Origin of the sequence: Psychrobacter sp. PL15, from assembly GCF_035984995.1 — a bacterium.
In the GTDB taxonomy this organism is placed as follows: Bacteria; Pseudomonadota; Gammaproteobacteria; order Pseudomonadales; family Moraxellaceae; genus Psychrobacter.
In genome coordinates this window covers 197038-219764 of record NZ_JAXCIB010000005.1, presented here as the reverse complement: position 1 = coordinate 219764, position 22727 = coordinate 197038, and the positions used below count along the sequence as shown (strand labels likewise).

The 22727-nt window shown below is 43.7% G+C and carries 16 protein-coding genes; 4 read left to right on the top strand and 12 right to left on the bottom strand.

Annotation, left to right across the window (positions count from 1 at the left end):
* Positions 1–30: 30 nt before the first annotated feature.
* A complete protein-coding gene (locus RCH20_RS06475; RefSeq protein ID WP_327192996.1) occupies positions 31–1281 on the top strand; it encodes a cation:proton antiporter in 1251 nt (416 codons plus the stop codon).
* Between the two features lie 119 nt (positions 1282–1400).
* On the opposite strand, the gene RCH20_RS06470 is transcribed toward RCH20_RS06475, so the two are convergent.
* From RCH20_RS06470 to RCH20_RS06455, 4 genes are all read right to left on the bottom strand, one after another.
* Positions 1401–2840 (bottom strand): serine hydrolase domain-containing protein, encoded by a 1440-nt coding sequence (locus tag RCH20_RS06470; protein WP_327192995.1) that lies wholly within the window; start codon positions 2838–2840, stop codon positions 1401–1403.
* Between the two features lie 190 nt (positions 2841–3030).
* Entirely contained in the window at positions 3031–3633 is a 603-nt protein-coding gene (locus RCH20_RS06465) for a beta-lactamase hydrolase domain-containing protein (RefSeq protein ID WP_327192994.1), read from the bottom strand.
* A gap of 74 nt (positions 3634–3707) precedes the next feature.
* Positions 3708–4625, bottom strand: coding sequence for a MaoC family dehydratase (locus RCH20_RS06460; protein WP_327192993.1), 918 nt, complete (start codon positions 4623–4625; stop codon positions 3708–3710).
* Between the two features lie 320 nt (positions 4626–4945).
* Positions 4946–6346: a 3-oxoacyl-ACP reductase gene (locus RCH20_RS06455; RefSeq protein ID WP_327192992.1), complete on the bottom strand. Its 1401-nt coding sequence runs from the start codon at positions 6344–6346 to the stop codon at positions 4946–4948.
* Positions 6347–7282: 936 nt separating this feature from the next.
* On the opposite strand from RCH20_RS06455, the gene RCH20_RS06450 reads away from it, so the two are divergent.
* Positions 7283–8821: an acetyl-CoA C-acetyltransferase gene (locus RCH20_RS06450; protein WP_442793110.1), complete on the top strand. Its 1539-nt coding sequence runs from the start codon at positions 7283–7285 to the stop codon at positions 8819–8821.
* 258 nt (positions 8822–9079) lie between these two features.
* Positions 9080–10093: a polyphosphate kinase 2 gene (ppk2, locus tag RCH20_RS06445; RefSeq protein ID WP_327192990.1), complete on the top strand. Its 1014-nt coding sequence runs from the start codon at positions 9080–9082 to the stop codon at positions 10091–10093.
* Between the two features lie 112 nt (positions 10094–10205).
* Here the strand turns inward: ppk2 and RCH20_RS06440 are convergent, their stop codons facing one another.
* From RCH20_RS06440 to rsmG, 8 genes are all read right to left on the bottom strand, one after another.
* Complete coding sequence (locus tag RCH20_RS06440; RefSeq protein ID WP_327192989.1) at positions 10206–10553, bottom strand: PilZ domain-containing protein; 348 nt, start codon at positions 10551–10553, stop codon at positions 10206–10208.
* 127 nt (positions 10554–10680) lie between these two features.
* The gene (locus tag RCH20_RS06435) at positions 10681–11811 is read right to left on the bottom strand and encodes a DNA polymerase III subunit delta' (RefSeq protein WP_327192988.1); all 1131 of its coding nucleotides are present in this window, start codon (positions 11809–11811) and stop codon (positions 10681–10683) included.
* 110 nt (positions 11812–11921) lie between these two features.
* Entirely contained in the window at positions 11922–12776 is an 855-nt protein-coding gene (gene kdsB, locus RCH20_RS06430; RefSeq protein WP_327192987.1) for a 3-deoxy-manno-octulosonate cytidylyltransferase, read from the bottom strand.
* Between the two features lie 57 nt (positions 12777–12833).
* Complete coding sequence (gene lpxK / locus RCH20_RS06425) at positions 12834–14063, bottom strand: tetraacyldisaccharide 4'-kinase (RefSeq protein WP_327192986.1); 1230 nt, start codon at positions 14061–14063, stop codon at positions 12834–12836.
* A gap of 177 nt (positions 14064–14240) precedes the next feature.
* Positions 14241–16028: a lipid A export permease/ATP-binding protein MsbA gene (msbA, locus tag RCH20_RS06420; protein ID WP_327192985.1), complete on the bottom strand. Its 1788-nt coding sequence runs from the start codon at positions 16026–16028 to the stop codon at positions 14241–14243.
* Positions 16029–16103: 75 nt separating this feature from the next.
* On the bottom strand, positions 16104–17312 hold the full coding sequence (locus RCH20_RS06415) for a ParB/RepB/Spo0J family partition protein (RefSeq protein WP_327192984.1): 1209 nt from the start codon (positions 17310–17312) through the stop codon (positions 16104–16106).
* A 158-nt stretch (positions 17313–17470) separates the two neighbouring features.
* Complete coding sequence (locus tag RCH20_RS06410; protein WP_327192983.1) at positions 17471–18250, bottom strand: ParA family protein; 780 nt, start codon at positions 18248–18250, stop codon at positions 17471–17473.
* A 141-nt stretch (positions 18251–18391) separates the two neighbouring features.
* Entirely contained in the window at positions 18392–19111 is a 720-nt protein-coding gene (gene rsmG, locus RCH20_RS06405) for a 16S rRNA (guanine(527)-N(7))-methyltransferase RsmG (RefSeq protein WP_327192982.1), read from the bottom strand.
* Positions 19112–19459: 348 nt separating this feature from the next.
* Here rsmG and RCH20_RS06400 point away from each other — a divergent pair, with 348 nt between their 5' ends.
* Positions 19460–22303: an ATP-binding protein gene (locus RCH20_RS06400; RefSeq protein ID WP_327192981.1), complete on the top strand. Its 2844-nt coding sequence runs from the start codon at positions 19460–19462 to the stop codon at positions 22301–22303.
* Positions 22304–22727 lie beyond the last annotated feature (424 nt).

Sequence of the window (22727 nt, the reverse complement as noted above, 5' to 3'; positions counted from 1 at the left end):
CAAATTAACATACCCGTGTGCGTAAACCTTATGATCGAGAGCTATAACTTATTCTTATTGGTGTGCGGGGTCGCCTTCTTATTTGGGGCATTATTCCCTATTATGTTTAAGCGCGCGCCTATCTCCTTGCCTATGTTACAGGTTAGTTTTGGGATGATGACGGGTTACTGGTGGACGACATTGTCATTTTTAGATCCCATAGATAATGGCTTAATTATTGAAAAGCTCACTGAAATTGTGGTGCTAGTCTCCTTAGTTGGTGCCGGTATCAAGATTGACACGCCCCTCACTTGGCAGTTATGGCGTCCTACCGTACGTTTATTGCTTATTACTATGCCGATTGGTATCTTCGCGATGGCATTTTTGGGCTACTACGCGTTTGGGCTCAGCATGGGCGCAGCGATTTTACTCGGGGCGGTACTGGCACCCACAGATCCCGTACTAGCCTCTAGTATTCAAGTTGGACCACCTAATACTGGCGGTGAGGATACGCCGCGCTTTACTTTAACTTCAGAGGCAGGACTGAATGATGGTTTAGCCTTTCCCTTTGTTTATCTCGCCATAAAGATAGCCGAAGCCTATGATCAAGGGCAACGCTTTACTGGTGAGATGTTATGGTCGTGGTTTACCCATGATGTACTATGGAAAATTGGCGCGGGCTTGGTCGTTGGCGTGTTGGTCGGTAAAGTACTGGCAAAAGTCGTATTCTCAAAACATCTGAAAGAGACCACTATTTCTCAAGGTTATGTGGTGATTGCACTGACCTTGCTGGCCTATGGACTGGCCGAATATGTACACAGTTATGGCTTTATTGCAGTTTTTATCGCCGCTTTTGTGTTTCGTCGTTTAGAGCGTGAACACACTTATCACCATAAGTTGCACGACTTCGCCGAACAGTCAGAGGGATTACTGATGTCATTAGTGTTGGTGACTTTTGGTATGTTCATTGGTCAAGGTTTACAATCGGGGGTCGAGCTAACATGGCGGGTATATATTGTTAGTTTTACATTCTTACTATTAATACGTCCGATTGGTGGGATGATCGCGTTGTCAGGGCTAAAAATGCCCCCTACAGAAAAATATGCTATATCTGCTCTGGGTATCCGTGGCATTGGTACCCTATACTACTTATCATACGCACTCAATCAGGGATTTTTCGCCGAAGAGGATGCCATTAAATTATGGGTGGTGTGCTCAATTGTAATTTTAGCTTCTATCTTTATTCATGGCTTGAGTGCGCCAAGGCTATTACAAATGACCATAAACAAGCCGCGCAAGTAATGCGATTGCTAATAGTCAATCCACCATAAGATGGATAAGCAGCAGTACCTCTATTAACGACCTAAGCGATATATTGTTATCACTTAGGTTGACCCTGTAGCAATTTTAAAGTGAGAAAATTAAACATCAATCAAAGCTAGCAGTGCTTCGGTCAAAGCAAACTGACGGATATCATTGAGCATGGTCACATCAAAATTATGCACAAAGGCAAATGACAGTTGCTGTGCAGGATCGCACCATGCTACTGAGCCGTTGTAGCCCATATGACCAAAACCTCGGTCACTGACTTTGGTCGCTTCGTCTTGTGTACGTTCTGCACAAAGTTGTAGTAGACGATGGTAGCCCAGACGCCACTCCATATTCGTCGGCATAACCGCATCCATACCGGACCCCTGTACGGTAGAAAGTTGGGCAAATGTTGCTGTATCAATAAGGGTCTGTCCTTGCCACTCGCCGCCGTTTGCCAACATGGCATAAATAGTGGCGAGTGCCTGTGCTGAAGCAACACCATTAACGGCTGGAATGACCGCCTGTAATGCCTCGGCACTGTAATAATCAATAGGTTGTTTGCTAGTAGGTATTAGCGCCGCTTTATAATTATTTAGATTGAGCTTGCTGTGATCAAAATATAAGCGATTGATTTGGGTAGCGGACAGCCGAGTATTTTCTGGGGTTAACTTTTGGTCGGTGGCCAGTTGTTGCCAGCAATGGTAACTGGGCAGCTTGGCATAAGTATCTAGTGTTTGTGCAGAGTCCGCTTTTAGCACAGGTTTATGACGTTTGCCATGCAGCTGTGGGCGGTCTTGCTCCGACGTCTCAATTTTCTTAACTGAAAAGTTTTTAACTGGCTTGGCAAGCTGTTGTACTTTATTAATAGGCACACCAAAATAGCAGCTATCGGCAATGCCTAACGGCTCAGTTAAATAATGACGTAACGCTGAGGCCAACGACATATCCGTGACTTGCTCTATTAAACCGCCTAATACCCAACCATAGACCAAGGCGCTATAAGCACTGACATACGAGCCACTATTATGTGCTTGAGCGGTCGGCATGGCAGCAACCTTAGCAACCATCTTATCCCAATAAACTAGCGTCTCGTTATCAGCATCAATAGTGGTGATCGCAAACAAACCAGCTTGATGCGACATCACTCCACGTAGCGTGATATCGGCTTTGCCGTTAGCAGCAAATGCTGGCCAATAGCTCGCTATTGGCAGATCATAGTCTAATAATTGCTGAGTGACCAAAACATGTACTAACGTTGCCAGCACTCCTTTGCCAGTAGAGAAGTTCAGTGACAAGGTATCAGGCTGCCATGGCAACTCTGCCTGTGCCATGCCAATAGATGCCCGTGCGATACACTTTCCAGCTTGATAAACCACCAGTGAACCACCGGCGGGGGCATCGTCAAGCTGCAAGTCGGCTAACAGCTGCTGCAGGCATTGCTGAAGTTTGGGATTGATACTATTACTATCTTTATGATCATCTTTATAATCATCTTTATAATCATCTTTATGACCATCTTGGTCAGAACTACTGCTATTGTGATTGGTCATGACTGTCTCTTTTTTATTATTGTTTTAAGGATAATCTTAAACACCAATGTTGAGTAAAGTACTAAAAATTTTAAAATAAGCGCTTAAGATTGGCCTCTACTAACATTAAAAAAGGCCACCTACTGGTCGCCTGATATTGTTAAATTACTGGGTTGTTATTGTTCAACATAACCGCTATATACCTGCCCACTTAACGTGGTACTAATAAGCGATTATGCACCTCTTGCTCAAGACTGGTCAGACCGTGACTGTATCCACGTTCCATTGCTGTTTCTACTTTACGACCACGTAACCAGCCTGCACGTAAGGTCATTGCTGCTCCTACTCGGTTACCTGACTGACAATGCATCGCTATTTTTTTGCCGTGATACTGGCGTAGAATTCTATCAAACGCTAGGATATTTAGCTGTTTTAAATCTTCTACACCGCATATTGGCAGGTGTTGGTAATACATGCCCGCTTGCTCAACAGCTGCTGCCTCGTCGAAGCATAATTCATCATCAGGTTGCAAGTTGAGCACCACTTCAACCCCAGCATTCGCTAACGCAATGACTCTATCACTATTAAGCGCACCGCAGACGATAGTTTGTTCATCAGGACGAAAATAAGGCTGAAGAACGGTGGCAAGATTGATACCGTTATCAATATTATTAGCATCACTACTAGTATTAGCAACGATGTCGTTAGCGGCTACTTGTTCAGTAGTGGACGCTTGAGCTGATGAGCTATTAGAGCCAGATGTGCTGGTGGAAATTTGAAGGCTTATAGCATTTTCATGTGAAGTCATAGTCATAAATTTATTAGTTAAATATAGCGGTTAAGTAAAGGTAGACAGCTATTGCTCATCTATCAAGGTTACTGGCAAGGTTACTGGTCTTCAGCAAGCAATTTAATATGTCCGGCAAGATGAGGCTTATCATTTTTCGCGCTATATAAGCCGAAATGACAAGTATTCTCTACGCTGTCAAGTGTCGCTACTGGTTCAGCGATTAACTCTACTTCTGATGGTAAAAGGATGGGTAGCTTGAATGATACTTCGACTGTACAAGCGTCAGGTAACTCGCCCATCATCGCCAAACATTTGGCCTTTGACCACATACCATGAGCAATGGCTTTAGGAAACCCAAAGGCACGCGCTGATAAAGGATGTAAATGAATGAGATTAAAATCACCAGAAATAAAAGCATAACGGCGACCTATATCTTCTGGCACTTCAAAGATGTTATGCACCCCCGCTTCGTCTACTATCGGCTTCACGGTAACTGGACGTGGGGCACTTTTACCACTTGCACTGCTATCAGGCTTTTTGCTACGTGACAAATAAGTTGATGTGCCTTGCCAAATGATCTCGTCACCAGACTTAATAATCGTGACAAAATCAAATTGCTGACCTTGATTGTGATCACGTAAATTATCGAATGCCACAGACATGGTGACCGTCTCACGCTCACCAATACGACGATACTGAGTCACACTATTGTCAACGTGCACCATACCTAACATTGCAAAAGGAAACGGCTCTTTGACCATCATGTTCATCTGTAGCGCTTGTGACAGCACTGAGAAATAAGTGATAGGGACTTTACTATTATCGGCAAAACCACAGATCTTACGGTAGTCTTTGAGATTAGCCTGATCAATGTGCAGATCGTCCACATAGTAGGTTGCTTGCGGCAACGCATCTTTACCGACTTTAGCGTTATCGCCAATAGGCAATAAGCTTTTGATAATATTGGCGTAGGTGGTATGCGCTTTTGGTAACGCATCATAATGTTTGTCTGACATAAATCAATCCTAAGTGGGCTTTAACAAATTTTGTTAGCGCATCCGTGAGGCCACTGAATGGCTTATTTTACAGTCTTGTCTTTACACAATAGATGAAACCATAAGTTCAACTAACTGTCTAAACGAGTAAGAAAACAGCTGAATATAAATGTGTGAACCGCAAATTTAGCGTGTTAAGTCTGTGTTTTTATCATAAAAAAGCCACCCTCGGGCAGCTTTATTACCATTTCTCAGCAATTATTTCGTAAGCATATGTGAATTAAATTAGAAACAATCAATGAAATCAGTTATTTGCTGAGGGCCTATCTTATAAACTGAGGTTATGCGCCAAGCAAGCTTTGACCACAAACCCGAATGGTATTGCCATTCAGACCACCAGAAGCAGGCGAAGCAAACCATGCAATCGTTTCAGCCACATCTACCGGCAATCCACCTTGACTCATTGAGTTCATACGACGACCGGCTTCACGAATACCAAACGGAATGGCTTCAGTCATTTGAGTTTCAATAAAGCCTGGCGCAACGGCGTTGATGGTCATGCCTTTGGCATTGTCTTCCAACAATTTCGCAGTGGCATCAACCAGTCCAATGACTCCGGCTTTAGAGGTCGCATAGTTGGTCTGACCCAAGTTACCAGCGATGCCTGAAATTGACGAGACACAAATAATACGCGCGTCGTCTTTTAGGACATCGTTATCGAGTAAATAGTGGTTGAGCTTAGCTATACTACCAAGGTTAATATCAATAACCATATCCCACTTTTTCTCATCCATATTAGCAAGCGTCTTGTCGCGCGTCACACCAGCATTATGGATAACGGCATCTAGACCACCGCGTTTTTCAGCAGCATCCGCAATTTCTACACCCGCATCCTCACTAGTGATATCGACCATCAAGGCTGAACCACTAATTTCACTGGCCACTTTCTGTAAGTCAGCTTGTTGCTGCGGCACATCTAGACAGATCACATGCGCGCCTTCGCGAGCCAGTACTCGGGCAATCGCTTCACCAATACCGCGACTGGCGCCAGTAACCAACATGGTTTTGCCACCCAGCGACTGGCTCCAATCTACCTCAACGGCAGTGCCTTTAGCGACACGTACCACTTGTCCTGAGACGTAAGAGGAACGCGCTGAGGTGAAAAAGCGTAATGTCGAATCAAGGTTTTGCTCAGCGTCTTCAGCGACATAAATGAGTTGCGCAGTGATACCACGTTTAAACTCTTTACCTACCGATTTTATAAAACCTTCGAGGGCACGTTGGGCCAATGCGGCCTCGATATCTGTAGTCGCTTCAGGAGGACGACCAATAATGATCACTCGACCTGAGGTCTCTACCCGGCGTGCTACTGAATGAAAAAACTCATAAACCTGTTTAAGCTCATTCGCGTTACTGATGTTACTGGCATCAAACAGCAATACTTTAAATTTATCGTCACTACCGGTATTGGCTTTTGCTTCAATCCCCGCGTCTGCAATAGCATCCTTGATACCATCACTGCTATTCACAAACACTTCAGCGTGTAACTCTGACAAAATACGAGCGACTGACTCACTAACGCGCGTATCATCGCCACCAGCTGAGCCGACGAGCACACTGCCGCGCACCAAACGCTCACCACTTTCAAAGCGATCAAGATTTACTGGCAATGGTAAGCCTAAATTTTTTGCGACTTTTTTACCAATAGAAGACTGAACAAAATCACCATAACGGTCTGACATAATATATTCCTGTAGTTAACATTTGAAATAATGATAAGCAAAAAATGCAATACCACTATTATAAAGACTTATGAATATCATAATTATTAAAAATTAATAGTCTTTAGTAAGCGGGTTTAAAACTGTCTCAACTATACACGCCCATCGTAAACATGTCCAAAATCTAGTAATGTCTATGAGAGTTTGTAGACAAACCAGTCTACAATAGGGCTGGTTTACCTAGATTTAAAGACAACTGAGCTATGATAAAATCAAGCCTATAAGTTATGGGAAGCGGTTCTATTGATAATAATATATTATCAAACAAGATGCTATGCTGTGTCAACAACACATATAGACTATCATATAGGTAATACTTATCGCCTTTTTGAAATTTACTTAGCGTTTAGTGACCGTTACTTGGTTTGCCAAAGACCTACAATAATGCAGTAAAAACGCATTATCATAAGCAGCGACGTTATACGAAATAAGATATTATTTAGATACTATTCATTCAAGACATATTTTACAGTTAATTGGTTTTTTTATCTGACATTACTTTTTGATGTTTACTTTTCATCTTTTTTTAACCCAACTTTTAAGGATAATATTATGAGCGATAAAAACAGTAGCCCTATTATTAACAGCACCGTCGTCAAAGGCACTGATAAAGCAACGGATAATAATCACAGCACTACCAGTGCCAAAAGTAATGACAATAATGACGCTCATTATGATTCAATCGCTGAGCTTAAAGAAGCGACTGATGTCATTGATGCTAAAGGCCACCCTGTAGATAACAGCTCCAATCAGGAGCAAGCTGAGAAAAAAGCGAAAATTAAAGAAGATATAGCCAATGAAGCTAATGAGGTTGATGCTTTTGATACGACTGCCAACTCAAAAGCGGCGACTGCCAATAAAGACGCCACAGCTAAAGAACAAGACAATGCTTACGATGTGAACAATTCTAATGGCACTGCTGAAACCAATACTACCAAAAAATCGGCTAAAAAGGATGATGATGAAAGTAATAAATCAGCAGAAAAGGTATCTGACCCTAAAGCAGCTGATGCCAAAAAAGAAAAAGCCGTTGAGAAAGATAAAAGCCCTGCGAAAGACAGCAGTGATAAAAAAAGTACTGGTAAAAAATCTGACGATGCTGATAAAAAAACGCAGACTGCTACTAAAAAAGCCAGTAATACAAAATTAAGCGCCGGTCAGCATCGCGTGGCTGTCTTAGGTGGCAACCGTATCCCATTTGCCCGCTCAAACGGCCCGTATGCTGATGCCAGCAATATTGATATGTTGACTGCTGCTCTTAACGGTCTGATTGAACGTTATAATTTGCAAGATGAAAAAATGGGCGAAGTGGTTGCTGGTGCAGTGATGAAGCTAAGCCGTGATATTAACCTAACCCGTGAAACCGTACTGAATACCGCACTAGACCCGCATACCCCTTCTTATGACATCTCACAAGCTTGCGGTACCGGTCTACAGGCGACGTTTGCTTCTGCCAATAAAATCGCCCTAGGTATTATTGATTCGGCTATCACCGGCGGCGTTGACACCACTTCAGATGCGCCCATCGCGATCGGTGACGGCCTACGTAAAGTGATGATTAAATTGGGTGCTGCTAAAAATAACAAGCAACGCCTACAGGCATTAATGGGTCTGAATCCAAAAGATTTGATTGACGCACCGCAAAACGGCGAACCACGTACCGGTTTATCAATGGGCGACCATCAAGCAATCACGACCCTTGAGTGGAATATCAGTCGTGAAGCACAAGATGAGCTGGCCTTTAATAGCCATAAAAATTTAGCGCGTGCCTATGATGAAGGCTTCTTTGATGATTTGATCACGCCATACAAAGGGTTGACTCGCGATAATAACTTACGTCCAGATTCTACCCTTGAAAAACTGGGTAAACTCAAGCCCGCCTTTGGCAAAAAGAATGCCAACCCTACTATGACTGCTGCCAACTCTACTCCATTGACCGATGGTGCCTCTTGTGTACTATTGGCTAATGACGAATGGGCTGCAGCGCATGGCCTTAAAGCGCTTGCTTATATCGTCCATCAGGAAACGGCTGCCGTTGATTTCATTGGTAAAGCGGGTGACAGAGAAGGTTTGCTTATGGCGCCAGCTTACGCCGTACCACGCATGCTTGATCGTGCCGGCCTTAGCTTACAAGACTTCGATTTTTATGAGATTCATGAAGCTTTTGCCTCACAAGTACTATCAACCCTTAGCGCTTGGGAAGATGACAGCTTCTGCCAAGAGCGCTTGGGATTAGATACCCCATTAGGATCTATTGACCGTAGCAAGCTGAACGTGAATGGTTCGTCACTGGCTGCTGGACATCCTTTTGCCGCAACCGGCGCTCGTATTTTAGCCACTGCTGCTAAATTACTGGATCAAAAAGGCTCAGGCCGTGCGCTTATCTCTATTTGCGCTGCTGGTGGTCAAGGTGTGACTTGTATCTTAGAGAAGTAATATTAGAGACAGCAAGTTATTTTAATCTTACTGATCTGACTTATACTTGCTGACTGTAAACACCGTTTAATCACCTGGTTAGACGGTGTTTTTTTGGCTATTAATTGGGGTTATTCATTAAGGTGGCTATCATTGAAAAATAAAATAAATACCGATCAATAAAGCGTCGCCTATTTTTAGGCACAATACTAAGTGTGCTAAAGTAAGTCACAAGCATACATAATAAACAATGCTGATCTGATTTAAGAGGAGTTGATTATGACCAAGATACCTTCAGAGATTGACCCTAAATCTCTACCACAGCAGCAACCTAATGAGCTAAGCGTATCCGAGAAAAGCAAGATCGTTGAACGGATAGACAAAGAGGTTTTTAATGATAAGATGCGCCATAAAATGCATCAGGATTTAATAGATTCATACGATGAAGAGCTTGAGAACGAAATCGATGACTATGTCCGCGATTTTCGTTTTGATGGCCGTGAAATGACCAAGCAAGAAAGGCTTGATCGTCGTACGTATTTCCAAGAGCTGGTACGCTTACAACGTGAGCTGATTAAATTACAAGATTGGGTGGTTGACCGCGGTGAACGTATCGTAGTGATATTTGAAGGGCGCGATTCTGCCGGTAAAGGCGGCGCCATCAAACGCATTACTCAACGACTGAACCCGCGGGTCTGTAGAGTGGCGGCTCTACCTGCACCAACAGAGCGCGAGCAGTCGCAGTGGTATTTTCAACGCTATGTGGCGCACTTGCCAGCAGCTGGCGAGATTGTGTTGTTTGATCGCAGCTGGTACAACCGCGTTGGCGTTGAGCGAGTAATGGGGTTTTGTACCGATGCCCAGTACGAGGAGTTTTTTCAATCGGTTCCTGAGTTTGAGCGCATGCTAGTGCGTTCAGGTATTCGCTTGGTAAAATATTGGTTTTCGATCACCGATGATGAGCAGCATTCGCGCTTTATGAGTAGGATTCATGATCCGCTAAAACAGTGGAAACTCTCGGCGATGGACTTGCAATCACGACGACGCTGGGAAGATTATACTAAGGCCAAAGAGACCATGTTTGAGCGCACTCATATCCCAGAAGCGCCATGGTGGGTAGTGGAAGGCAACAACAAAAAACGGGCTCGGCTAAATTGTATCGCTCATCTACTAGAACAAATACCTTATAACGAAGTGCCACGCGAAGAAGTAGAATTGCCTGATCGCAAACGCGATGATGAATACTATCGCGAACCTATTCCGGACGATATGTATGTGCCACCGCGTTATTAATCATATTTGCTATAGCAATGACACTGTTTACCGATGAGGCTGTATTACGTAACTTATAGCAAAGCCAGTTAATAACAAAGCCAGTTAATGACTAAGCTATTTAATAACTAAGCTACATGGTATAAGTGGCCTGCACGCCATCAATCTTACCAACCAATAAACGCTCAACTTCATTTTTTATTCTTTGGCCCGCCACATCAGTGCCCATCTGTACGGCAAAACCTGCTGGGCGATTGGCTTGAGCCTTATGGTTGATCCAGACCACCTTGCCATTCATCGGTAAGCGTTCACTGGAATTCGGCAGAGTAACGGCAATGAACACTTCATCGCCCAATTGCTGAATGCGGTTGGAATGAACAAACAAGGCCCCATTATTTACAAAAGATAAATAACTGGCATATAACGTTGCGATGTCTTCAATATGACAGGTAAGAATCCCGCCACGTCCTGGCATTGCCATAATCAGCTCCCTAGATAGATTAAAGGCGTTTCTAAATACGTGGTAAACGAAATTTGGGCTAATACTATAAAACGATCATTTGACTTTTACCTTGCTAGCTTATAAGGCACAAGCCATAAAAGCGACGCTATAAAAGTGCCAAATCCTGCATCAGCTTATCATAACCAAATTTTTCTTGTACATTTTGCTGTAGGGCCATTTTCGTTTGTTGTAAGCTGTTTGCTAAGGTTTCTAATGCACTATCAGAGGGTTGATAATGCATTAGTGCTTCTGACAAATTAAGGTCTTTTTGCACCGCGTTGAGTCCAAGACCAACACGCCGAATGTCAAGTAGCATTAGCTCAGATAGCTTGGTAAATTCAACTATATTGAGCTGGCCTTGCCAATAATCGCTCGCTGCCATACTACTACGTTTGCCGCTACGCAGCGCCTGCCAGGTGGTTAGCCATAACGCACGTTTGCTATACCAGTTGGCCCGAGCTAACTCTATTGCCGCTAAAGGCGCACCATTTGCTAATTGTAATAGCTGCTCAATCGCTGCCGGGCCAACCGCTTCACGATTGACGGTACTGCCCAATGCGTGGGTGACATAATCCAACGTGATAGCGGGATCAATGCTCTGTAATGCCAGCTGCTGGACACGGCTTTTGATGGTTGGCAGTAGCTGTGCTGGGGTATCACTAATAAGAAACAGATGGACTTGCGCTTGTGGCTCTTCTAAGGTCTTGAGCAATGCGTTAGCAGCAGCAATAGTCATTTGCTCCGCATGATCTAATACACAAATTCGCATCCCCCGCCCGCCTTGATAGATAAAAGGGTGTAAGGCACGGATGTCGTCAATTTTTATCGTCAGTGCCGTATTGCTTGCTGTTTTGGTCGATTTTTTGTTTGATTTGCTACTTTTAGCGGGACTGCTTGAAGCTTCCCGACTGTTGGCGCTTTCAACACTAACCGGCATAGTGATAATGGGCAATACTTGCAAGCTGGGATGAGTACCGGATCTAAGCCATTGACAGCTTTCACAAGCGCCGCAAGCACCCAGTGGATGACTGTGACGCTCGCGGCATAATAACCATGCTACCAAGCGCCAAACAAACGCACGCTTGCCCATGCCTTGCATACCAGCAGCCAGTAGCGCATGCGGAAGGGACTGCTGCGGCACTAACACTCGGCTAGTAAGTTGGGTCCACAAGGTTTGCTGCCACGGTAATAGAGGCGCGAAATATATACTGTCTGTCATGCTGGTTGTGTCTGTCATATCATTCACACCTACTGACCCATAATGTAATACGCCACTTAATAAGTTTAATTTTTTAGATTCTCATTTAAGATTTCATTCAGATTTTAAATTATTCTACTTAGGCTATTTTATCGTATATCACTTTGAAACTCAGTTAAGCTCATGGCATTTAAGCGGTCCAAATCTTCTTGGGTATCGACCCCTGCCGGTAACCGATGGGCAGCGGCAGCGATCGCGATACTACCCCCATTCTCTAAAATTCGTAGTTGCTCTAAACTTTCGAGAATCTCAAGTGGCGTTTGCGACCAATGGATAAATTGTTGTAACAAACTAACCCGATAAGCATATAGCCCTAAATGGCGATAAGCATGCTTGGGTGGTGGCAATTGTGATAGATCTGCTATGGCTGGTTTTTGTTCATTGCTGTCCACAGCCAGTGCGACATCGCGATCGCAAGGAATAGGCGCACGGCTAAAATACAGCGCGCGCTGTTGATTACCATGAGTTTGGCTGACTACTTTCACTACCGATGGACGCATAAAAGTATAATAATCGTCAATAGGCTCATATAAAGTCGCCATAACGCTATCGCTATCTTGTAGCAGCAATGTTTTGACCTGCTCTAATAGCAGTGGTGGCACTAATGGCTCATCGCCTTGCATATTAATAACAACATCCTGAGCGGCCCAGCCTTTGATCGCAGCGACTTCAGCCAAACGATCTGTACCTGATACGTGATTAGCGCTAGTCATTACTACCTCGTAACCTGCCGCTATACAGATTTCGGCGATACGCTGATCATCAGTAGCAATACACATATCGTCAGCAAAATGCGCCGCTTGCGCTTTTTCAGCTACCCAAAGTATCATGGGCTTACCGTGAATGTGCAATAGCGGCTTGCCAGGTAGACGTGTGCTTTTAAAACGCGCAGGAATGACAATATGAGTTTTGGCGGGCGTTACTGATGTTACGGCTGACGACATGATTAATTCCTATAATAAGTCATACAAATAGCTCATATTAAGAACTTATACAAAATTCTAGGTCGTGCTTATTGTGCTCTCTTTATCACTCTCAATGTGAATACCCAAAGTCGTTAATTGCTGATGTAGTTCATGATAGCAACCATCAGATAACACCGCTGTCACTGGCAATACCCATAGCCTGCTTATTAGTTCTTTGTAATCATCGTTGAGCGCTTGCTTAGTTTTGGCTTCCAACGATAATTCATTTATTAGTAGGGTCTTTATTTTTACCGCATCTTTGCTAGTGACAATGATTGGCTGCTGGGTATATTGCAACAGCTCAGCAAGGCTAAAATCATAATGATCAGGATAAGGGTGCGGGATAACGTCAAAGCCAAGCGTGTTGAGCGTATCAAAAAACCGCTGCGGATAGCCAATACCGCTAACCGCATGGACTTGACTGCCTTTAGTTGGTGCTACGATATCATTCGGTGCTGATTTATCAATTGACACTATCCTATCAGTTAATACCTTGCTATCACTTAGTTCGTTATTCACCTGAACATTAGATAATAAAGGTTGCCATAAAAGTTGTAAGCTATCTGGCTGTAACTGCATGGTTAAACGCGTACTTAAAGATTGATGATGGTATTGATGGCCATATTTTTGATTGGCAGGCGTTACTGTGCTATTGGTTTTTTCATGATAGATCACATTAGCATTTTTTAGCCGCGACATTGGTTCCCGTAAAAATCCTGTCGGTAGCAGCTGCTGATTACCAAAACCGCGTGCCGTATCTACCACAATCCATTCAATATCTCGTTGCAACGCATAATGCTGTAAGCCATCATCCGCTATTATCAGCTGTAAATCAGGGTACGCAGCTAATAGCATAGTAATCGCTTGCTTACGATCGGGGCATACCGCCATCGCCGCGCCGGTCATATTAACAATCAAGCAGGGTTCATCACCAACTTCACTAGGTACACTATCTGCAGTGACTAATGCTGGCATTTTGCTACTATCACCACCATAGCCGCGACTGATGACCCCGACCTTTACCCCGTGCTGCTGTAAATAACTGACCAAAGCTATAATTAGTGGCGTTTTACCACTGCCACCGACCGTAATATTTCCGATTACCATCACAGCAGTGGGCGCACGATAGCTGGAAAATAACCCCGTTTTGTAGGCTTGACGCCGCAACATCATTATCAAACCATATAGCCAGCTAAAAGGCAGCAATAGCCATAACCAAGCAGCTTGACGTTGCCATGCACGGGTCATTGTCGTTTCAATGCTCATGGGCTACCACTTCACCTATCATTGCTTAATCATGGATTATCGTACTGTCATTTATTAGAAATTTTACCACGCATCTTTACTTAGCAGCTTTTGAATTATCTGACGTTTAAAAGACTATTTATTACTTAACGGTCCTTTAATAACTCGCTATTCAATCGTTTTATCAAAAGCAAAAAGCTACTCAAAATCTCTTTCATACATTTGCGCGTAATGACCTTGCTTTTGTATCAGTTCGCTATGCGTACCAATCTCAACAATCTGGCCGCCATTCATCACTGCAATGCGGTCGGCGGATTCAATAGTGGTTAAGCGATGAGCAATGACTAAGGTCGTGCGATTTTTCATGACATTATCGAGGGCTTGCTGGATGAAATATTCAGACTCATTATCAAGCGCGCTGGTGGCCTCATCTAAGATTAAAATGGGCGCGTCTTTTAGAAGAGCACGAGCGATAGATAAACGCTGACGCTGTCCACCAGATAACTGAAGACCTTCCGCGCCAATCTCACTCTGATAGCCGTGCGGCATTTTCATAATGAAGTCATGAGCAAAGGCATCTTTAGCTGCAAGCTCAACTTCAGCCTGTGTTTTTTGCGCTAAGCTACCATAAGCAATATTATTAAATACGGTGGTATTAAACAGTACCACTTGCTGATTGACCATCGCAATCTGCGAACGCAAACTCTCTAAAGTAATGTCCTCAATCGGCATACCGTCCATCGTAATTTGCCCTGAAGAAGTCGTCAGGGTGCGCGTTAGTAAGTTCACTAAAGACGACTTACCGGCACCGCTACGACCAACCAATGCGACGGTTTCGCCTGCCCGTATATCTAAGTTAAAGTCTTGTAAGGCCACAGTCGAGTCTGGGTAGACCAAGCTGACATTCTCCAAATGAATCGCGCCTGATAGGGCAGGATTAAGCTTCCCTGTATCCTCTTCTTCAGGCTCATCGATGAGCGCAAATATAGACTCACCAGCAGCAATACCTTTTTGCAATTTTTGATTGACATCGGTCAACGAGCGCACCGGCTTACTGAGCAAACCCGCCGCCGCGATATAAGAGATAAACTCACCCGCTGAGATGTTATCAATGACCGCAGGACGTAGCGCAAGCCACACGACTACGGCCATTGCTATCGCCATCAATAGCTGTACCGCTGGCGTATTAATGCTGTTAGTAACGACTACCTTCATGCCTTGGCGTAGGTTCTTTTTTGAAGTCGCGTCAAAACGCTTCGCTTCATAAGCTTGCCCGCCATAATTTTTGACCACCTGATAGCCGCCAATCACTTCGTTAGTAATGTGACTGACATCACCCATAGTTTCTTGGATGCCCTTTGATAGTTTGAGATAGCGCCTGGAGGCAATACGAATCAGCCATAATATTGGCGGTAACACTAAAAACAGAATTAAGGTCAAACGCCAATTGCTATAAAGTAAAAAGCCCATCAAAGCTAAAACCGTTAGACCATCACGCAACAGGGTCTTCAAAGAGTCAGTACTAGCAGCAGTCACCTGCTCCACATCAAAAATAAGCTTAGAAGATATCGTGCCTGCTGGATTGGCTAGATAGAATGAACTCGGTAAGCGCAGCAACTTGTTAAACACTTGCACCCGCAGCTCATAAACCAGATTCCGCGATACCAAGGCAGTATAGTAGTTACCCAAAAAGCTGCCCACACCGCGCACGAAAAATAGCGCAATAATAATAAATGGAAATAAATCTTGTTTACTTTGGTCGTTTTGGTTAATGGCATCAGTAATATATTGCAGTAACTTAGCAATCCAAATCTCTGTTGCAGCGTTAATACTAAAACCGACCACCGTCAGTAATAACGCCCACCAATAGGGTTTAAGGTAGCTTAATAGGCGCAGTAATGTCTTGTGCTTGGGCGTAGTTGATGGCAACGCTGATATTTTTTTAGCCGTATTTTTTTTAGAGTCAGACTGAAAAGCTTGGCTCATAAAAGCCTCAATTTGGGTGTAAATCTATGAATTTTTCACACTGACAGCGTGACGATATAAACCTTTGAAACAGTATCAATTTTGTGCTTCTAAATATTTAATCAAGCTGGCAAACTCATCTTGACTGTGGAAAAATATTTCGACACTACCTTGACCGTCTTTTTTATGTTTGAGCTTGACCTCAGCCCCTAACGCATCCGTCAGACGCTGAGTTAAGCGCTCAGCATCATGACTCTGCACCTGTTCTGTACGGTTTATTTTGGGCGCAGGGTTTAAGATTGATTTAACCAACTTTTCGGCTTCTCGTACCGTCATACCACCATCGATTATCTTTTGGGCAATGATGGGTTGTTGCTCGGAGGATAGTGCCAGTAACGTACGTGCATGACCCATATCGAGCGCACTATTTGCTAGGTGGTCTTTGACCGTGTCATGTAACTGGTTCAATCTTAATAAATTCGATACCGTCGTACGCGCTTTGCCCACCACTTCAGCAATCATGGCATGACTCATACCAAATTCAGTATGAAACCGCTGTAATGCGGCAGCCTGCTCAATCACAGATAAGTCTTCACGTTGAATATTCTCGATTAATGCCAGCGCAATGGCCAGCTCATCGGATAACGCACGTTCAATCGCTGGGATAACTGTTTTACCAGCCATTTTTGCGGCACGCCAGCGGCGCTCACCAGCGATAATCTCATGAGTAACCACCGCAGCACTTTTGTCTTCATTTGCCAGTAACGGACGAATAACGATAGGTTGCATGACGCCGTGCTGTTCAATAGAAGAGGCCAACTCTGCAAGCGCGGTCTCGCTCATATCACGACGTGGCTGGTATTTACCGGCTTGCAACCGATTAACATCTATTTGTACTAAACTAATTTGGTCGTCAGCCGCACTGTTATCGGTAACGCTGTTACGCATCCTACTACTATTTCGTGCTGGGCGTGGCGTACGATTGCTCTTGTTGTTAGCCTCTTCTATAGCAATAGCTGATTTTTCACGAGCTTTTGCACGGCTAGTTTTAGCTAGTTTACTTGCTTCTGATGTTGCTTCTGAAGCTAAGTTTGAGACTGTATTCAGCACCGTATCATCACTTATAACTGTATCATCACTTATAACCGTATCGTCACTTATAGCCGTATCGTCACTTACAACGATACTATTACTTACAACCGTGTCATCTTGTAAGGCAGAGGCGGTAATTTGCTTTTCTTTTTTGATTGACCCCAATAGGGCATCTAAGCCTCGATTGGCAGCCAACCCTCTTTTCTTCGCCATGATTACCTATCCTCTAACGCTAAAATAAAAGCCCAATGATTATTAATAAGTGCTTATTGATAACTATAATGATTAATGAATATAAAAAATAACACTTAAACAGTTTAGTAAATTTTCAGACCGCTATTATTAGTGCACTAATAGCTACAACTACTCTACTAGCGGCTTTGCTTAATAACTTCAGCAGCGAGCTTTTGATAGGCTTGCGCACCTTTTGAGCTTTTTTCAAACGCCAGTACTGGCATACCATGGGCCGGTGCTTCAGCCAAACGTATATTTCTTGGGATATGAATCTTGTACATTATGTCGCCAAAGTGTGCATCAAGCTCAGCAGATACATCATTGGCCAAGGTATTGCGCGCGTCAAATAAGGTTCTAACCACTCCGCGAATATAAAGCTTAGGATTCAGCTCCGTTAACCGCTCAATCGTTTGTGACAAGTCAGCAAGACCTTCTAGCGCATAATACTCACACTGCATCGGAATAATAACCCCGTCAGTAGCGACTAAAGCATTGATAGTCAATAAGTTTAAACTGGGTGCACAGTCCATAATAATATAATCGTAAGGCTTTTTTTGATCATTAATTTGATCCGCTACTAATTCAGCCATCGCAGTCTTTAATAGCTCGTGGCTATTGGTTTGACCCATCAAGGTAATATCCATACCTGCCAGCTCACGATTGGCACCAATCACATCAAAGCCTGCCGGGCTTTTGATAATAGCCTCTTGCAAAGACGTGCCATCAAGTAACACGTCAGTAATCGTTAACTCAAGGTCGTTCTTATCAAGGCCAGTACCACTAGTGGCATTACCCTGTGGGTCTAAGTCAATCAGCAGTACCCGCTTGCGCTTGGCGGCCAAACTGGCAGTCAAGTTGACCGCCGTCGTGGTTTTGCCAACGCCGCCTTTTTGATTCGCAATTGCTATGATTTCCATACACTCACTCAATTTAATTAATGTGACGCTCGCCGCTTATTGTTATAGGCCATTAACCAGTGGTACTGGTTTTATAGCCACTAATATGGTCATAGATAACACTAGTGTGCTCATAAACTAGGGCGCTCATAGACAGATAGCTTAGACATTTTTTAGCGATAATTCAATCAGATGCCGACTGTCATGCAACCGTGGCACATCCAATTTAATAGTATTAATCTGCCACTCTTTATCTAACATGTTAAGCTCTTCAGTAGTAGGCGCTTTACCTTTCATGGCACATAGACGGCCATTATTGGCTAGGCGCGGATTTGCTGCTGCTACAAAATCTATCAAGCTGGCAAAAGCTCTGGATGTGACCACGTCATATTGAGCGTCATGCGCTTCAATCCGAGCCGCAATCGGTTGCACATTGGTCAAGCCAAGCTCACTACTAATCTGTTTAATAAAGCGAATCTTTTTTTGATTACTATCTAAAGCGGTGCACTGACGTTCAGGCTGACAAATGGCAATAATCACCGCTGGTAGTCCGGCACCCGTACCGATATCTAACAAAGTTCCTGGCGGTAAATGCGCTATAATGGCCAAGCAATCGATAATGTGCTTAGTAAGCGCTTCTACTGGGTCGGTAATAGCGGTCAGATTATACGCTTTATTCCATAATAAAAGCTTATCCAAGTATAATAATAGCGTGCGTTGCTGACTATTATCGAGCGACAATGCCAATGCAGTTGTTGCCTGCGCTAATATGTCAGCGAGCATCGGTAACTGTGCGCCAAGTTTAACAAAGCCAGTGGGGTCAATGTTAGAAAAAGGCGTGCTACTTGTAGAGTTGACAGAAGGCTTAGCGGATGCTGACATAAAACAAGTTATCCCGTTTTGGCATGTGAACCGTTTATTTTATCATGAGGGCTGCGTGTTGAATAGTTGCAGATTGCGCCAATGTCCGCCATCTTATACTATCTTCGAAGCCATTAATGACTTATTCGTCTTTTGTCGCACTAAATTTATAACTATAAACAACAATTGATAATGTATTTGATGTGACGACATAACCTTTTTAAGTACGATGTTTATTGTTTATTACTACGAGCCATAGCTAACCATAAATGGCTTGTCTTGACTTTTTCACTTTACTATCAATAATTTAATACCATTTATTCATTCTATTTGTTATGCATGAAATCCTTGATGATCAATCATCTGCCTATGAACGCAAAGCTGACCGAACAGCCAAACACTATTATGACTCAAAGCCTAGAAGATATGACTCACAACCCAGATAATTCTAAAGACCCAGTGGCGTCCACTGCTGACGTAACTGAGTCTCAAGCAACACTGCCTGTTGCCCCTGACCCTATATTTACAGCAGTGAATCAGCGCTGTCTGATAAGGGCTGAGCAGCTCAAACGCTATAGCAATATTCGGGACCTGCCTACAGATACGCGCAATGCTCCCTTACTAGATATTGGCTTTGGTCAACAGCGCGCGCTCAAAGCCTTGCAAACCGCATTAGATATCGACGCTAGCGGTTATCATGTGTTTGCCGCTGGTGAAGACGGGCTGGGCAAACGTACGGTCATTAGCCGCCTACTACAGCATATTGCTGCAAACGCACCGACGCCTAATGATTGGGTCTACGTACATAATTTCACTGACCCACGGACTCCAGTGGCCCTGCATTTGCCTGCTGGACAAGCGACACTGCTGCAACAGCACGTCAATAACTTATGGCAACAGGCCAAAAAGCGCTTAACCCAACGCTTTCGCAGTGACCATTACCAAAGCAAAATAGAAATAATTAAAAATGATACTGATCAAAAGGAAAGTTGCGCTTACGATGCGCTAAACGCTGAGGGTAAGCAGTATGACTTAGCGCTTACCTTTCGTCCCTATGATAATAAAGCTATATTTGTACATCCCAGCCAACTGTTAACAGAGGATGGCGACAAAACAGTTAAGGATAAGAAAGAGGTTGAAGATATTGCTGACTCTGACTTAGCTCTTGGATCGGATGTTCGGTCAAACAAGATTCAGTCAAACAAGAACAGTAACCAAAGCTTGGCCTCAGATATAACTTCAGACTCAAAGACCGACCGTGACACCGATGCAGATGCCCATACTGATCACAAGAATGATTTAAATAACTTTGCAAAAAAGAACCACATGCAAAAGCGTCTTAATCAGCTGACCATCGAATTAGAGCAATTAGAAGATGATGCCAATGATGCTATAGAAGCGCTGCATCGTAATATTGCCCGCCGTGCACTACAGCCTTTGTTCCTGCCTATTCGTGAGCAATTTGTTACGTTACCCTCAGTCATCAATTATTTGGAAGTACTGTTTACTGATATGGTCACTCATGTCGAACGTATCGTAAATGGCGATGATGAGGAATTTGTGGCTGCGGTATTGGCAACGACTCCTAGCCGTTATGCGGTCAACGTTATAGTCAGTCATACGCCTGGCAGTGGTGCGCCAGTCATTTTTGAAGACTTGCCAACCCATCTAAATCTATTGGGTCATGTCGAGCAAATCACCCAACTTGGTACGGTTACCACCGATGTCAGCATGATTCGTGCCGGCGCATTACATCGTGCTAATGGCGGTTATCTTTTATTAGAAGCCAGTCATCTGCTCGAACATCCTTATGCCTGGCAAGGACTAAAACGCGCCCTACAATCACGCAAAATAAAACTATCCAGCCTTGAGCAAATGCTCACCTTGACCGGCAGCTTGTCGTTAGCGCCTACGCCTATCGACCTTAATATTAAAGTGGTTTTATTAGGGGAAGCCGATTTATACTATGAGTTATTAGAGCTAGAGCCAGAGTTTGATGCCGTCTTTAAGGTACGCGCTGATTTTCATGACGACGTTCCCCGCACGCGTGAACATGAGTTAGCACTGGTGGCTAAAATGGCCGACATTATCAGTTATGCCAAGCTCTATCCTTTCGATAGTAGCGCCCAAGCTGCTTTACTCGAACATCTAAGTTTGCAAGCTGAAGACCAAGAACGCTTGAGTCTACATAGTGATCGCTTAATTGCCCTGTTACACGAATCCAATCGCCACGCCCGCCTTGATAATCAAGATATCGTCGATGCCAGTCATGTTACCCAGGCCATTGCTGATATGGATGAGCGCTCAGGATACTTGCGCGATCTTTATTGGGATGAGCTCAAAAATGGTCAACAGCTCATTAACACCCAGGGTCAAGCCGTTGGACAAGTTAACGCCTTGACCGTGGTCAGCTATGCCGATAGTGAATTTGGTATGCCTGCCCGTTTAACAGCGGTTATTCAACCTAACATCGGTGCTGGTGACATCCTAGATATTGAACGTGATGTCGATTTAGGGGGCAGTTTGCATGCTAAAGGCATGCTGATTATGACCAGCTATTTGCGGGCTCTGTTTAGCCAGCATCACGCATTAAACTTTAGCGCCTCCTTAGCATTTGAGCAGAGTTATGCCCATATTGATGGTGATAGTGCCACTGTTAGTGAAGCTTGTGCGTTATTATCAGCTCTAGCAAATGTACCAATCAATCAAGCGTTGGCGATTACTGGTTCTATGAATCAGCTGGGCGAAGTACAGGCGGTCGGCGGTATTAATGCCAAAATTGCGGGCTTCTTTGATGCCTGCCGAGAGCAAAAATTGACCGGACAGCAGGGTGTGGTCATTCCAATGGCCAATGTTAAGCAGTTAATGCTGCGTGATGATATTATTAACGCCGTTGAAAACGAACAATTCCATATTTATGGCGTGCACACCCTTAGTGAAGCTTTGACTCTGATGACTGGACTGCCTATCGATAGCATGAATAAAAAGAAGCGCTATCGCAAAGAAACTTTATTTGGCAAGGTCTTAAGCCGCCTAATGCTATGGGATGACAATCAGGATACCTCTGATGATGCAGAAGACAAAAAATCTAAGACAAAAGCTAAGAACAAGCGCAAAGCTAAAAAGCAGAAAAAAGAGGCTAAGAGGAAGAAAGAACAAGATAGAAAAGACACAGATAATAACCAGGATGAGCTAGCAGACGACAACGTCTAAAAGCAGTTTAACGTTATGTCCTATGGCGATGAGGTCATGACTGAGGTAGATTCGGCAACAATGAATGAACCCGCCTGCAAAGGTTCATAGACAAGACATTCAAAAATTTGAGTAAAAAGCCTTGTTCCAAATACTGGTAACATCTACATGTTATTTTCGTTTTGAACGAACGTTGATTTTAGACTAACGACCATATCAACCCAGTCGTTAGTCTGAAGTAATAGTCAAAGCGCGTGTAATCTTCCTAGACGCTACCCCTATTTTCTGCGATGATAAACAAAAGACTACTATAGTCAATGAAAAGTAATATCGATACATAATATACTGCTGGCATACGTTTTTCTTGCTTGCTGTGCCTACGCAGACAGAGGCTGCAAAAAACTTATACCAGCAGTACCGTCGCGTTTTTAAGGTATTTTAACTA